At 40.5% G+C, this 14,043-nt stretch carries 12 protein-coding genes and 2 tRNA genes; 8 read left to right on the top strand and 6 right to left on the bottom strand.

The genetic code is table 11. The features are described from left to right. Positions 1-1,305: an efflux RND transporter periplasmic adaptor subunit gene (locus FY049_RS11380; RefSeq protein WP_056517517.1), complete on the top strand. Its 1,305-nt coding sequence runs from the start codon at positions 1-3 to the stop codon at positions 1,303-1,305. Next, positions 1,295-4,486 carry an efflux RND transporter permease subunit gene (locus FY049_RS11375; protein WP_446083740.1) on the top strand — a complete coding sequence of 1,064 codons (3,192 nt, stop codon included), beginning with the start codon at positions 1,295-1,297 and terminating at the stop codon, positions 4,484-4,486. The genes FY049_RS11380 and FY049_RS11375 overlap by 11 nt, the downstream gene beginning before the upstream one ends. A 72-nt stretch (positions 4,487-4,558) precedes the next feature. Here the strand turns inward: FY049_RS11375 and FY049_RS11370 are convergent, their stop codons facing one another. Further along, entirely contained in the window at positions 4,559-5,359 is an 801-nt protein-coding gene (locus tag FY049_RS11370) for a DUF4198 domain-containing protein (protein WP_224964379.1), read from the bottom strand. A 152-nt stretch (positions 5,360-5,511) separates the two neighbouring features. Between FY049_RS11370 and FY049_RS11365 the strand changes: the two genes are divergently transcribed. Then, complete coding sequence (locus FY049_RS11365; protein WP_446083739.1) at positions 5,512-6,408, top strand: cation diffusion facilitator family transporter; 897 nt, start codon at positions 5,512-5,514, stop codon at positions 6,406-6,408. 40 nt (positions 6,409-6,448) lie between these two features. Here FY049_RS11365 and FY049_RS11360 read toward each other — a convergent pair whose 3' ends face one another. The 5 genes from FY049_RS11360 to FY049_RS11340 all read right to left on the bottom strand — a co-directional run bounded on the left by FY049_RS11360 (position 6,449) and on the right by FY049_RS11340 (position 9,137). Further along, positions 6,449-6,790: a hypothetical protein gene (locus tag FY049_RS11360; RefSeq protein WP_004725393.1), complete on the bottom strand. Its 342-nt coding sequence runs from the start codon at positions 6,788-6,790 to the stop codon at positions 6,449-6,451. Between the two features lie 152 nt (positions 6,791-6,942). Further along, positions 6,943-7,018, bottom strand: a tRNA-Glu gene (locus FY049_RS11355). 26 nt (positions 7,019-7,044) lie between these two features. Further along, positions 7,045-7,120: transfer RNA gene (locus FY049_RS11350), tRNA-Ala, on the bottom strand. Between the two features lie 58 nt (positions 7,121-7,178). Next, the gene (gltX, locus tag FY049_RS11345) at positions 7,179-8,687 is read right to left on the bottom strand and encodes a glutamate--tRNA ligase (protein WP_004725395.1); all 1,509 of its coding nucleotides are present in this window, start codon (positions 8,685-8,687) and stop codon (positions 7,179-7,181) included. A gap of 138 nt (positions 8,688-8,825) precedes the next feature. Continuing rightward, the gene (locus FY049_RS11340) at positions 8,826-9,137 is read right to left on the bottom strand and encodes a hypothetical protein (RefSeq protein WP_004725398.1); all 312 of its coding nucleotides are present in this window, start codon (positions 9,135-9,137) and stop codon (positions 8,826-8,828) included. A 363-nt stretch (positions 9,138-9,500) separates the two neighbouring features. On the opposite strand from FY049_RS11340, the gene FY049_RS11335 reads away from it, so the two are divergent. From FY049_RS11335 to ftsL, 5 genes are all read left to right on the top strand, one after another. Then, positions 9,501-10,493 carry a sulfate ABC transporter substrate-binding protein gene (locus tag FY049_RS11335; RefSeq protein WP_004725400.1) on the top strand — a complete coding sequence of 331 codons (993 nt, stop codon included), beginning with the start codon at positions 9,501-9,503 and terminating at the stop codon, positions 10,491-10,493. Positions 10,494-10,740: 247 nt separating this feature from the next. After that, a complete protein-coding gene (locus FY049_RS11330) occupies positions 10,741-11,757 on the top strand; it encodes a sulfate ABC transporter substrate-binding protein (RefSeq protein ID WP_446083738.1) in 1,017 nt (338 codons plus the stop codon). A gap of 413 nt (positions 11,758-12,170) precedes the next feature. Next, complete coding sequence (locus tag FY049_RS11325) at positions 12,171-12,605, top strand: GNAT family N-acetyltransferase (RefSeq protein WP_056517506.1); 435 nt, start codon at positions 12,171-12,173, stop codon at positions 12,603-12,605. Between the two features lie 173 nt (positions 12,606-12,778). Further along, positions 12,779-13,705 (top strand): 16S rRNA (cytosine(1402)-N(4))-methyltransferase RsmH, encoded by a 927-nt coding sequence (rsmH, locus tag FY049_RS11320; RefSeq protein ID WP_056517503.1) that lies wholly within the window; start codon positions 12,779-12,781, stop codon positions 13,703-13,705. Further along, entirely contained in the window at positions 13,702-14,034 is a 333-nt protein-coding gene (gene ftsL / locus FY049_RS11315; RefSeq protein ID WP_004725407.1) for a cell division protein FtsL, read from the top strand. The genes rsmH and ftsL overlap by 4 nt, the downstream gene beginning before the upstream one ends. The last annotated feature ends 9 nt before the right edge of the window (positions 14,035-14,043 follow it).

The following is a 14,043-nucleotide window of genomic DNA, read 5'->3' as shown; positions in this document are numbered from 1 at the left end:
ATGCTGAATCAATTTAAATCTTTTAAACTTCAGAAAGGCAAAATTTCTCAACGCCTACTGATCATCATTACTATTGTAATGACTGCTCTTATTGCCATGGGGTTGTTCTTTTCAACCAAAAAAGGCACGAGCAAAGAAGGCGGTGAAAAAGAAGCAGAACATGCTGAAGAAGGACATTCACATGATGAAAATGCTAAAGGAACCACCAAAGATGGTTCCGAAGAAGCGAAGCACAGTGAAGAAGAGGGTGGCGAGAAAGAGAATGCTGAAGCCATTAGTTTGACTGCTCAGCAGATCACTGAACAAGGGATTAAACTAGCTAAAGTAGAGATGGGTACTGTTACCAAATCAGCTTCTTATCCTGCAAAGGTTATGGTCAATACCGACCGTCAAGCACATGTATCACCTGCATTTAGTGGGCAGGTGGTTGCAGTCAATGTTGAGTTAGGCCAGCGTGTGCAAAAGGGGCAGGCATTGGCGACCTTGGTGGTGCCTGATTTGGTTGATCAGCAGGCGAATTTACAGGTCGCACAAACAAGCTTAGAGCTGGCACGTCAGGACTATGAACGAGAGCGTCAGTTATGGTCACAAGGTATTTCTGCCAAGCAGGATTATCAACGGGCTTACAATGCCTACAAACAAGCACAGATTCAGGTACAAGCAACCAGATCACGTTTATCTGCTTTTGGTGCCTCATCGAGCAGTAATGGTCGCTATGTTCTCACAGCACCAATCGCAGGCATCATCAGCAAAAAAGATTTGGTCATGGGGGAAAATGTACAGCTTGCCAGCCAATTATTTATCATTGATCAACTGGATCAGTTATGGCTTGAATTTATTGTACCAAGTTCTGAATTCTCAGCGATTGCACCAAATCAACAGCTGGAATTTAAGTCACTGCAAACGGGGAATACCTTTAAAGCACAGATTCAAAGTTTAAATAGTGAAGCTGATGTGCAGACTGGACGTTTACAAGTGCGTGCCAAAGTATTGTCGAATGCGGCTGAATTGCGCCCGAATTTGATGGTCAATGTTCAGCTACAACAGCAAGGCACTGCTCAAGCATTGCGTGTACTGAAAAGTGCTATACAGAAAGTTGAAGGAAAAGACGTTGTTTTTGTTTCCAGTGAACATGATAAGAAAATCGAGTTTACTGCACAGCCTGTTGTACTGGGTCAGGTATCCGGTGATGGTCAGTGGGTTGAAGTGAAGTCTGGTCTGACTCAAGGTCAGCAATATGCAGGCCAGGGGAGCTTTTTGCTGAAATCTGAATTGGAAAAAGGAGAGGCGAGCCATGGGCATTAATGATTCTTCTGATTCTAAGTTAGATCTCGATGCGGATTCAGCATTACCTCAACCTGAAGGGTTGTTTGACCGGCTGATTCAATTTTCGATTAAAAATGCCATTTGGGTCATGCTGTTTATTGTGGCATGGATTGGCGTAGGGATTTACGGTTATCAAAAACTACCGATTGATGCTGTACCTGATATTACCAATACCCAAGTGCAAGTGAATACCCAAGCAGCTGGTTTTACCGCATTAGAAGTTGAACAAAGGATTACCTATCCCATCGAAACTGCGATGGCGGGTTTACCTAAGCTAGAGTTGACCCGTTCGATTTCCCGTTATGGTTTATCGCAAGTGACCATTATTTTTAAAGATGGAACGGATATTTATTGGGCACGACAACAGATTAATCAACGCTTACAAGAAGCCCAAACCGAACTGCCAGATGATATTGCACCGACAATGTCCCCTGTATCGACAGGGCTAGGGGAGATTTATCAGTGGGTGATCAAGGCTGAGCCGAATGCTAAAAAACCTGATGGTACGTCCTATACAGCAATGGATTTACGTGAAATTCAGGACTGGATTGTACGACCGCAGTTACAACGTGTTCCTGGTGTTGCAGAGGTCAACTCCATTGGCGGCTTCAATAAAACCTATGTGGTCACGCCTGATTTAAATCGTTTGCAACAATTACAAATCCCTGTCAGTGATCTACAAAACGCTTTAACTGGAAACAATGAAAACCGTGGTGCTGGTTTTATTGAAACCAATGGGCAGCAATTGACAGTACGTGTCCCAGGAACCTTGAACAATATTGAAGATATTCAAAATGTAAGTATCGGCAATAAAAATGGTTTTCCGATCCGAGTTGCAGATGTAGCGACTGTTTCGATTGGACATGATCTACGTACAGGTGGTGCAACTTACAATGGCGAGGAAACAGTACTCGGTATCGCCATGATGATGATGGGTGAAAATAGCCGTACTGTGGCGAAATCAGTGGATGCCAAAATCAAGGAAGTCCAGCAATCTTTACCGAAAGGTATTGTGATTCAAACCGTATATGACCGGACAGCTTTGGTCGAGCGTGCGATTAGTACAGTACAGAAGAACCTTGTAGAAGGGGCCATTCTGGTCATTGTTATTTTGTTCCTATTTCTTGGTAATTTCCGTGCAGCGTTAATTACTGCGTGTGTGATTCCGTTATCGATGCTGTTTACTTTGGCGGGTATGGCTGAGCAGAAAATTAGTGCCAATCTGATGAGCTTAGGCGCACTGGATTTCGGGATTATTGTGGATGGTGCGGTCGTTATTGTTGAAAACTGTATTCGGCGACTGGCAGAGGCACAGCATGCAAAAGGCAGATTACTTTCACGAGCAGAACGTTTTAAAGAAGTTTTTCTTGCGGCTAAACAGGCACGTCGCCCTTTAATCTTTGGTCAATTAATTATTCTGGTGGTGTACTTACCTATTTTTGCCCTGTCTGGTGTTGAAGCAAAACTCTTCCACCCAATGGCTATGACGGTGGTATTGGCATTGGTGGGCGCAATCATTCTTTCGGTTACTTTTGTCCCTGCTGCAGTGGCTTTATTTGTTAATGGTGAAGTTAAAGAAACAGAAAGTCGCTGGATGCTGTGGTTAAAGCAAAAATATGAAGAACTACTCAATTTAGCCTATAACTTTAGAATGTTAGTCGTCACTCTTGCGGTGAGTATTCTGTTTTTAACGGGCGTGCTTGCCACTCAAATTGGTAGTGAGTTTGCACCCACCTTGAGTGAGGGCGATTTTGCAGTACAACAAATGCGTTCACCAAGTACTGGCCTAGAGCAGTCTTTACGTATGCAGGAGAATACTGAAAAGTTATTGCTCAAAGAGTTTCCAGAAATCAAAGCCATATTTGCCCGTACAGGGACGGCAGAAGTGGCAACAGATGTCATGCCACCTAATATTTCCGATGCTGTGGTGCTGTTAAAGCCACGTGATGAATGGAAGAATCCAAAGCAAACAATTGATGAGCTACGTCAACGTATGATTGCATTTCTTGGTACGTTACCCGGAAATAATAGTGAGTTTTCTCAACCGATTGAGCTGCGTTTCAACGAATTGATTTCTGGCGTACGAAGTGATGTGGGGATCAAGATTTTTGGCGATGATATGGAGGTGTTGAATCAGCAAGCCACTAAGATTGCACAACAAATCAAAGGGATTGCTGGCGCAACTGCCGTCAATGTGGAACAGACTTCAGGCCTACCACTTTTAAATGTTGAAGTGAACAAAGCCGCGGCAGCGCAATATGGTCTGTCGGTGAGAGCGATTCAAGACTTGGTGGCAACCAGTGTCGGCGGGCAGAATGTTGGTCAGATCTTACAAGGTGACCGCCGTTTCGATTTTGTGATTCGTCTGGATGATGCTCAACGTACACCTGAACATCTGGCCGTTTTACCTATTCAAACGCCAAACGGAGGTCTAATCCAACTTCAGGATGTGGCTAAAGTTGAAAATATCCTTGGTATTAATCAGGTCAGTCGTGAAAATGGTAAACGTCGTGTCGTTGTGACCGCCAATGTCGAAGGGCGCGATTTGGGCTCATTTGTCACAGAATTACAATCGACTTTGGCGAAGCAGGAAATGCCTGCGGGTTATTGGTTGAGTTATGGCGGACAGTTTGAAAACCTAACCTCTGCGAAGGCACGTATGCAGCTGGTCGTTCCACTGGCGCTGATAACTATTTTTGTGCTGTTGATGGCCGTTTTCCATAACTTTAAGGAAAGTTTGCTGGTATTTACTGGTGTGCCATTTGCACTGTGTGGTGGTTTGATTGCACTGTGGCTTCGAGGTATACCATTGTCGATGTCTGCCGGTGTGGGCTTTATCGCGCTCTCAGGTGTGGCGGTATTAAATGGTTTGGTGATGTTGACCTTTATTAAGGAATTACGTCAACAACTCGATGTTTATCAGGCCACATGGCAAGGTGCAATTTTACGTTTAAGACCCGTATTGATGACGGCTTGTGTGGCATCGTTAGGTTTTGTGCCGATGGCATTGGCTACAGGGACAGGTGCGGAAGTTCAGCGTCCACTGGCAACCGTGGTGATTGGCGGCATCATGTCATCCACCTTACTGACTTTGGTGATTTTACCGGTGATTTATCGCTGGATGAATGAACGTAAAGTTAAAGCACAAACGGATGGTTGATCGTTAATTTAAAAATAACCTCACCGTTCTTAGCCAAGAAGGGTGAGGCATTGAAACTGTATAGACAGTTTATTATTGGCTAACAGGCAATACACCTAAACTAATGATGGTGTAATTTTGATTTACAGGTTGAGTGGTTTTGTTAAATGCTTCACTGACTTCAAGCAAATATTGCCCTGAATAAGGAAAAGTGACTGTCGCTGAACCATCTTGAGCAACCGGAACTTTTTGTGCTTGTTTATCGGTTTGCCCTTGAGCACGGATGAGCAGTTCAGCGTTTTTGAGTGCTTGTCCTGATTTTTTAATCAAGATTTGTATAGGTTGCTGCGCAGTAATGCTGTTGGGATGCGTTTTAAATTCGACTTGTATTGCAGCATCAGTGTTGTTTTGAATAGGTGACGTTTTTTCTTTAGAAATGTAGCTTTGGATTGACCATTCTCGGTTAATGGTGATCGGTACAGGCGGTTTCTTAAAGTCAGCTGGAATCACATATTCACGTTCAGCGATCTTACCTGCTTTTTCAGCAGGAACATCAAAAAGCATTTTCCATTCTTTATTATGTTGGACATATTTGAGTGGGAAAGATGCTTTACTGAACAGGTGATAGGTGCCTGCTTGTGGTAAGGCTAAGTCAAACACTGTAGCCGATTTTAAAGTGCTTGCAGCTTCAACTTGTAACTTGCTCTGATCTGGTTGAATCACGTTGAGCGCGGTTTGTTTCATGGCATGTTCTGCATTCAGTGCTTCTTCAGCATAGGATGCAATCACTGGGATTTGTGTATTTGTGGTGTTATAGCCCAGAGGTGCAACATAGGGTTCATGTGCATAACTATAAGAGCAAAGAAGTACAGAAAGGTAGAGGTATTTTTTCATTGTCGATATTCCATTAACAGGGGTATTTGAACTGTGGAAAATATAGTCGCCATTATATAGAAGAAACCTTATTATTGATAATAATAATTATTATCAATAATAAATAGAAAAAATATTCATTATTTTGATAAAACAAAATCAGAGGTATGAACATGAGTGAGCAACAAGGGCATGATCATAGTCATGCTGTCGTCACAGAAGGAAATGTAAAAAAACTAACCTTTGCATTGGCATTAACCAGTACCTTTCTAATTGTTGAAGTGATTGCGGGTTTCATGACGCAAAGCTTGGCCTTATTGTCCGATGCCGCACATATGTTTACTGATGCAGCAGCATTAGCAATTGCATTGATTGCTATCAAAATTGGTAAATTACCCGCAGATGATAAACGGACCTTTGGCTATCAGCGTTTTGAAATTTTAGCAGCGCTATTTAATGCCATGATGCTGTTTGTGGTTGCAATTTATATTCTCTATGAGGCGTATCAGCGCTTTAGCCAACCCCCTGAAATTCAGAGTGTCGGTATGATGATTGTGGCAGTTATTGGGTTGGTGATTAACCTTATTTCAATGAAGATTTTATTCTCCAGTTCAAAGGAAAGCCTCAATATAAAAGGTGCTTATCTGGAAGTGTTAAGTGATGCACTGGGTTCTGTGGGGGTGATCATCGGGGGTGCAATTATTTATTTCACCGGCTGGATGTGGGTGGATACGATTATTGCTGTACTCGTCGGCTTTTGGGTCTTACCAAGAACATGGGTTCTGCTAAAACAAAGTATCAATATCTTACTGGAAGGTGTGCCTGAGGAAATTGATATTGAAAAATTACGTAATGATCTTTTATCGGTTAAAGGTGTAGAAAGTATTCATCAACTTAAGGTTTGGGCCATTACATCTAAAAATGTGCATCTGACAGTACATTTATTTGCACCAGAAGCGGATCGGAATCAACTGTATCAACAGGTTATGGAAATGCTCAGCCATCAACATGGGATTACTGAGATGACGCTACAAATTGAAGACAATGAGTGTATGGTGCATTCGCATTAAGGTGAATGGTTTGATTTGAACATGAGGCAAAGCTGAAGGATTAGATTTGCCACTCATGATTGCAGTCACGGCACTTCCAGCTTTTATTGGCTTGCATAAATGATTGCATTGAGATTTTAAAATCAGGCAGATCACGCCAAAACATTACCCCTGCAATCACAGCTGCAATGAAGACCACGACTGTTGCAATTTGCAATGTTTGACCTGCACCGTTGCTGAAAATCCACATCACAATACTAATGACGACCAGTAACAACAAAATAAACAGTAACGGAATCAAAAATACCAAGCTTTTTGGAACAACAGGACGTACAGCAGGCGTATTCCCATGGGTAACAGGCAAGATTTTTCGACTTTGGCACTTTGGACATTGGTATTGCATGGTGGCTCCACATTTATAATCTAAGCATATTCTAATCGTTCTATTTTAGAATGCAAAAAAGACTGAATAGCAGCTTAAAAGCAAAATTTAGGCAATAAAAAACCCAAGTCATTGTGCTTGGGTTTTTTACAAAGATGTCGCCATCTTGAATATGGCGTCCCTACGGGGATTCGAACCCCGGTTACCGCCGTGAAAGGGCGATGTCCTAGGCCTCTAGACGATAGGGACAAGTGAGGCAACACAGGTAAAACTTTTGGTGGAGTCAAGGAGGATCGAACTCCTGACCTCTACAATGCCATTGTAGCGCTCTACCAACTGAGCTATAACCCCCAGTCTGTGTGAGCGCAATATTAGGGATATTGCGCTCACACGTCAACAGAAAATTTAATTAAGCTTCATCAACTGCATCATTTTTCGGCAATTTGATGCTTTCGTTCAGTTTTTCCCAAACTTTTGCTTCTTTTTTGCTCGGGCCACCCACAATTTCAAGTGCATGACGTAAACGGGCAAAGGTTAAATCAGGACCAATGGTGACCATCGATTGCATCACTGGGGTCGATGATGTTGAACCAGCAATTGCGATAAAGAATGCTGGCATGAAATCACGGAGTTTGATTTCCATTTGATTCGCCAAATCCATCAGTGTTTGACTCACAGTATCGTTGTTCCAGGTAAACAAGCTTTCTAAACGCCAAATTGCAAATTGTAAGCTTTGACGAACTTGTTCTTCAGTCAACTTTTTGCTGTCAAATTGTTCTTTGGTCAATGTTGGGAATTGGTTGAAGTAAAAACCAGCCCAATTTACCGCTTCAGACAGTAAGTTAATACGTGGTTGAATGGCCGCAGCAATATCTTCTAAGGTTTGGCGATCAGATTTCCAAGCCAAAAGTGTATTTAACAGCTCAGCAGGGCTGAGTGCTTTGATCCATTGTCCATTGAGCCAGTTTAGTTTTTCAACATCAAAAATTGGACCACCCAAAGACACACGTTGAATATCAAAGTGTTCAATCATTTCAGCCAAAGAGAATTTTTCTCTTTCATCTGGCATTGACCAACCCATACGGCCTAAATAGTTCAGTAAGGCTTCAGGCAGCACACCGATGTCTTTGTAGTAGTTGATTGAGGTTGGATTTTTACGTTTAGACAATTTTGACTTGTCTGGGTTACGCAACAATGGCATATGGCACAATGTTGGCATGTCCCAACCAAAATATTGGTAGAGCAACTGGTGTTTTGGTGCAGATGGAATCCATTCTTCGCCACGAATCACATGGGTGATTTCCATTAAATGGTCATCGACCACATTGGCTAAATGATAAGTTGGCAAACCATCTGTTTTGAGTAGGATTTGCATGTCGACTTGTGCCCAAGGGATCTCCACTTCGCCACGAAGTAAGTCATTGAATTGGCAAACGCCTTCTTCAGGGACTTTCATACGGATCACATGAGCTTCACCCGCAGCCAAACGCTGTTGTACCTCTTCTGGGGAAAGTTTTAAGCCACGACCGTCATAACCAGGGGTTTCACCACGGGCTTGTTGTTCAGCACGCATTTGATCAAGCTCTTCCGCCGTTGCGAAACAGTAAAAGGCATGACCTTTTTCAACAAGTTCTAAAGCATATTGTTTATAGATTCCCATTCGCTCAGATTGGCGATAAGGAGCATGAGGTCCGCCGATATCAGGCCCTTCCGACCAATTTAAACCTAACCAACGCAGCGAATCTAAAATCATTTTTTCAGATTCAGGGGTTGAGCGGAGTTGGTCGGTATCTTCAATACGAAGAATAAATTCGCCACCATGTTGTTGTGCAAAGCATAAATTAAACAAGGCGATATAGGCGGTGCCTACATGTGGAAAACCAGTTGGAGAAGGTGCAATACGAGTACGGACTTTCATAACTAAATATTATTCAGAATGTAAATTGGAACTATTATAACGAAAAAGCCCAACTGCTTAAGGGTTAATTCACCAATAAACGATTGGGCTTCTAAATTCTTTTGAGGAGAGTAGAATTTATTTTTCTAAATCAAATTTTTACAAAGTATGCGGTTGGAATAAAGCTTGTACAAAACAAGAAAATTTCTGATGTTGTTCAGCTAAAAAGTTTTGTGAGGCTGTGGTTTTAATCGACGTTAAAACTTTAAGCTGATCTTTATCTGAGATCAGTTTATTCTCGCCACGCTTTTGTTGATTGAGCGCTTTTTCAATCGGTGATTGTTTGTCTACCACAACAATTAATGATTGTATTGGCTTGGTCGTATCTTTAATTGCCGCAGTATGGCCTGTCTGTGCCATCACTGCGAGTCCTAGACTTAAGCCCAAGATCTTTAAATAAGAATCATTCATTCCATCGGCTCCCCTTGATGGTCAAATTTTTGTTCTTGAACATGTTTATTGTAGCAAAACAACTTACAAAAAGCATAACTACGTCACATTTTTTAATAATACTACACAAAAAATGTTTAAAAAACAATCATTGAAACGAAATGTAATATTTTAATTGATAACATATAAATGTGGATGAATCGTGAAGAATTCAAGTATAGGTTAATTTGTGTAAAAAATATACTCAATAATTTACATGAGTAATACACATTTTTAGATATCTTAAATTATGAATAAGATAGTTTAAATATTTATAAGTAATTGATTGTTAAATTAAAATAATAAAAATATAGTGCTTCTAAATCATTAGAAACCGAGAAAGAAATGAAAAAACTACTGCTTTTAAGTGCGATCAGTTTAATCGTCACAGGGAATGCCTATGCAGCGAAAGAATTTTTAAATGTATCCTACGATCCTACCCGTGAATTTTATCAAGAATATAACAAGAGTTTTGGTCAATTTTGGAAATCAAAAACAGGCCAAGATATTGAATTTAAGCAGTCTCATGGTGGTTCTGGTAAGCAAGCACGCTCAGTGGTAGATGGTTTGCAAGCAGATGTGGTGACATTGGCTTTGGCTAATGATATTGATGAAATTGTTAATGCGGGTCTGATTGAAAAAGGCTGGCAAAAAGAATTTCCAAATAATTCTGCACCCTACACATCTACCGTTGTTTTTTTAGTGCGTAAGGGCAATCCCAAAGCAATTAAAGATTGGAATGATCTGGTAAAACCGGGGGTTGAAATTATCACACCAAACCCTAAAACAGGCGGTGCGCCGCGCTGGATTTATTTATCAGCGTGGGGCTATGCATTAAAACAACCGGGTGGCAATGATGCAAAAGCGCGTGAATTAGTTAAACAAATATATAAAAATGTCAAAGTGTTAGATTCAGGCGCACGTGGCTCACTCACAACATTTGCTGATCGTGGTATTGGAGATGTTTTGTTGTCTTGGGAAAATGAAGCAATTTTGGCGACGTCTGGTCCAGATAAAGATAAATATCAAATTATTTATCCATCCATTTCAATCCTAGCCGAACCTTCAGTCGCAATCGTCGATAAAGTGGTTGATAAAGATGGTAATCGTAATTTAGCGAAAGGCTATTTAAATTATCTTTATTCACCTGTAGGGCAGGACTTGGCAGCAAAATATAATTTCCGTCCGCGTAATGCCAAAGCTGCGGGCAAATATGCGGCAAAATTTCCAAAAATTAAACTCTTTACCATAGATCAAGTTTTTGGTGGTTGGGCAAAAGCGCAAAAAACCCATTTTGCCAATGGGGGAATTTACGATCAATTTACCGCTGAAAAGTAATTTTAATCAAATACAAACAAGTCCTCTTTGATCAAAGGGGGCTTTTTTTAGCTTTATACATTTGTGATAAAGAAATAAATGAAACAAACAAAATATACGCCACAACGATGTTGAGCGCTTTCATCAATTAAAACCATAGATTGATTTTTAATCTGTTCTAAGTTTACGGGTATTTCGTTTTTTGATTGAAGTTTATTCGCTTATTTCATATATTTAGAATAATTTTAGCGATGTTAGCACTCATAATATGAAAACTAATTTTAAAGCACTGATGAGTGCTGTGGTTATTGCAACGGGATTAACTGTTGCAACGACAGCAAGTTATGCTGCTGACCGTGAATTTTTAAATGTGTCTTATGATGCAACGCGTGAGTTTTATGATGAGTTTAATAAATCATTTGGTGCTTACTGGAAATCTCGTACAGGTAAGACTGTTGATTTTAAACAATCGCATGGTGGTTCGGGAAAACAAGCGCGTGCCGTGGTTGATGGCTTAAAAGGTGATGTAGTGACCTTAGCTTTGGCCAATGATATCAATGAAATTGTGAAATCAGGTCAAATTAACCCAGGTTGGGAAAAAGAATTTCCAAATAACTCAGCACCGTATACGTCTACCGTTGTGTTTTTAGTACGCAAAGGTAATCCCAAAGGCATCAAGGATTGGACAGATTTGACCAAGCCTGGTGTACAAATCATTACCCCTAACCCTAAAACGGGCGGTTTACCACGCTGGATCTATCTCTCAGCTTGGGGCTATGCACTTAAACAACCAAGTGGTAATGATGCTAAAGCACGTGAGTTTGTTTCTAAGATGTACCATAACGTAAAAGTTATGGATCCAGCTGCACGTGCATCGATGACCACATTTGCTGAACGTGGGATTGGTGATGTTTTACTGACTTGGGAAAATGAAGCCATGGTGAGTAAGAAAGCATCTGGCAATAAATTTGATATTGTCTATCCATCGATGTCAATTTTGACTGAACCGTCAGTGGCAATTGTTGATAAAACAGTAGAGAAGAATGGCAATAAATGGTTAGCAACGGGTTATATTAACTATTTGTATTCTCCAATAGGTCAAGATATGGCAGCACGTCATTTCTATCGCCCACGCAATGCAAAAATCTTAGCTAAATATTCCAACCAATTCCCTGTACTGAAAACATTTACCATTGATGAAGTCTTTGGTGGTTGGGCAAAAGCACAGCAGACGCACTTTGCCAATGGCGGTGTTTTCGATCAGATTTATAATAGCAAACGCTAAGCATCAACTATTTTGCTTGAAAAAACCTCCTTTTTAGGAGGTTTTTTCAATCTGTTATGAATCAGTTAGACTAGGGTCTGTTGACAATTCGTCTCTGTTTGCGACTAAGAGTGTTTTTTAGATGATACAAGGCACGAAATATGAAATTTAGTCATTCTAAATAAATAGTTCGTAACGATGTAGCAGCAAAAAACACTCTAGTCCCCCGCTGCGCCTTGCGCTGCAAACAAAGCAGTGCTTTGTTCTTGCTCAGGGTTGTGGCTAAAATTATCTCAGTCTGCGTTATGAAACTCGAAAATAGTCTCGCTATTCTCTTCGTTTCCTGCCTTGCCTGCTCAATTTTAGCCTACAACGCAAGCCATTTATGAAATGTCAGCAGACCCTAATATCAAAGTGAGTAATCAATTTAAACTATGGATATTGTACTAAGGCTTGCGACTGAAAATGATATTGAGGTTATTTTTGATATACGAACGTCAGTCAAAGAAAACCATTTGTCAAAACAACAACTGACTGAACTGGGTATCACTGAGTTGGTAATATTGGATTTAATTCAAAATACTTCGACTGTCTGGCTTGCAGAGCTGCAGCATCAAGTGTGTGGTTTTTCGATCGTAGATTTAACCGACGGCAGCGTATTTGCCATGTTTGTCCACCCTGATTTTGAAGCCAAAGGTGTCGGAACTGCGCTTTTGAAAAAAGCAGAAGATTTATTATTTGAATCTTTTCAAGAAATTTGCTTGGAAACCGATCACAAAAGTCGTGCTTTTGAATTTTATCTCCGACAAGGTTGGCGTGTTTCAGCGTATTTTGACAATGGTGATGTAAAAATGCTCAAGACACGATAACGCTTTATCGTAGGATGGATGAGCTATTTTTTGTACTGAACTTTTATAAAAAGCACTTTAAAACGGTTTTCTCTATAAAAAGTAATATTTCCCTACAAAAAGTCGTTTGGAGCTTTGGCAAAACAAGGTAATAATGTGCAGTTACTTTTTTTGCTTAAACTGAAATCATAATTATGTCTCATATTTCTGTATTACTACATGAAACTGTCGATGCTTTACTTGCAGATCGCAATACAGGAATTTACGTGGATGGGACATTTGGACGTGGTGGACACACCCGTTTATTGTTGTCTAAATTAGATGAACATTCAAAAGTTTATGCTTTTGATAAAGACCCACAAGCGTTAGAAGTGGCATATCAGTTAGAAAAAGAAGATCCTCGTTTTAAAATTATTCATGCCAGTTTTGCAGATTTACAACAAGAATTAAATCAATTAGATATTTATCAAGTCGATGGGATTATGGCAGATTTAGGGGTGTCATCACCACAGCTAGATCAAGCAGACCGTGGTTTTAGTTTTATGAAAGATGGACCACTTGATATGCGTATGGATAATTCTCAAGGACAAACAGCCGCAGATTGGCTAGTGGATGTAGATGAAGAACATTTGGCCAATGTGATTTTTCAATATGGTGAGGAACGTTATAGTCGTCGTATTGCACGTGCGATTAAGCAAGCAGGATATATTGAAACCACTGGAAAATTAGCGGAAATTGTGAAAGTTGCGCATCCTAAGTGGGAAAAGAATAAACATGCTGCGACACGGACATTCCAAGCTATTCGTATTGAAATTAATAAAGAACTCGATGACGTACATACCTTTTTACCTCAAGCCGTAGATTTGTTAAAATCAAATGCACGTTTGGCCGTCATTAGTTTCCATTCACTTGAAGACCGGATTATTAAACAATTTATTCAAAAAGAATCAACGTTGCCAGAAGATAATGGTTGGGGATTGCCTCAAAAAGTACAAGATACTCGTCGACTGAAAAAAGTTGACAGAATTCGTGCCAGTGAGGAAGAAGTCAAAGCCAATCCTCGTTCACGTAGTGCTTGGCTTCGAGTTGCAGAACGCTTAGAACAAAAAGGCGCAGAATGAAACAAGAAATTATAGAAGAATCAAGTCATAAGCTGGCAATAAAAAAAGCGATTGTTTATGGCGTATTGGTTGTCGCAGTGTTGATCAGTGCCTTCATGGTGGTGTTGCAAGTCTTTGCTTATCGTCATGATTTTCGTGATTTAAATAGTTATATGCGTGAACGTGAAGATATCAATGCGGAATGGGGACGTTTGCTCATTGAACAACAAACATTTGGTGCAACTGCGCAAATTGGAACACGTGCAGTAACACAATTGAGAATGTATTCACCGCCAGCTGCGCAAACAGTTGTCATTTCATTACCAACTGAATCAGAGCAGAAGAAGTAAGGCATCTGT

It is taken from the genome of Acinetobacter sp. 1125_18A, assembly GCF_052824985.1.
The sequence above is the reverse complement of the archived record's forward strand: the minus strand, read 5'-3'. Positions and strand labels throughout refer to the sequence as shown.

What these genes read in the sequence shown, in the direction of transcription:
- FY049_RS11330 (WP_446083738.1), top strand. Translation starts at nt 10,741, where the DNA reads ATGAAAACTAATTTTAAAGCACTGATGAGTGCTGTGGTTATTGCAACG.
- FY049_RS11325 (WP_056517506.1), top strand. Translation starts at nt 12,171, where the DNA reads ATGGATATTGTACTAAGGCTTGCGACTGAAAATGATATTGAGGTTATT.
- FY049_RS11370 (WP_224964379.1), bottom strand. Translation starts at nt 5,359, where the DNA reads ATGAAAAAATACCTCTACCTTTCTGTACTTCTTTGCTCTTATAGTTAT.
- ftsL (WP_004725407.1), top strand. Translation starts at nt 13,702, where the DNA reads ATGAAACAAGAAATTATAGAAGAATCAAGTCATAAGCTGGCAATAAAA.
- FY049_RS11365 (WP_446083739.1), top strand. Translation starts at nt 5,512, where the DNA reads ATGAGTGAGCAACAAGGGCATGATCATAGTCATGCTGTCGTCACAGAA.
- rsmH (WP_056517503.1), top strand. Translation starts at nt 12,779, where the DNA reads ATGTCTCATATTTCTGTATTACTACATGAAACTGTCGATGCTTTACTT.
- gltX (WP_004725395.1), bottom strand. Translation starts at nt 8,687, where the DNA reads ATGAAAGTCCGTACTCGTATTGCACCTTCTCCAACTGGTTTTCCACAT.
- FY049_RS11375 (WP_446083740.1), top strand. Translation starts at nt 1,295, where the DNA reads ATGGGCATTAATGATTCTTCTGATTCTAAGTTAGATCTCGATGCGGAT.
- FY049_RS11335 (WP_004725400.1), top strand. Translation starts at nt 9,501, where the DNA reads ATGAAAAAACTACTGCTTTTAAGTGCGATCAGTTTAATCGTCACAGGG.
- FY049_RS11340 (WP_004725398.1), bottom strand. Translation starts at nt 9,137, where the DNA reads ATGAATGATTCTTATTTAAAGATCTTGGGCTTAAGTCTAGGACTCGCA.
- FY049_RS11360 (WP_004725393.1), bottom strand. Translation starts at nt 6,790, where the DNA reads ATGCAATACCAATGTCCAAAGTGCCAAAGTCGAAAAATCTTGCCTGTT.
- FY049_RS11380 (WP_056517517.1), top strand. Translation starts at nt 1, where the DNA reads ATGCTGAATCAATTTAAATCTTTTAAACTTCAGAAAGGCAAAATTTCT.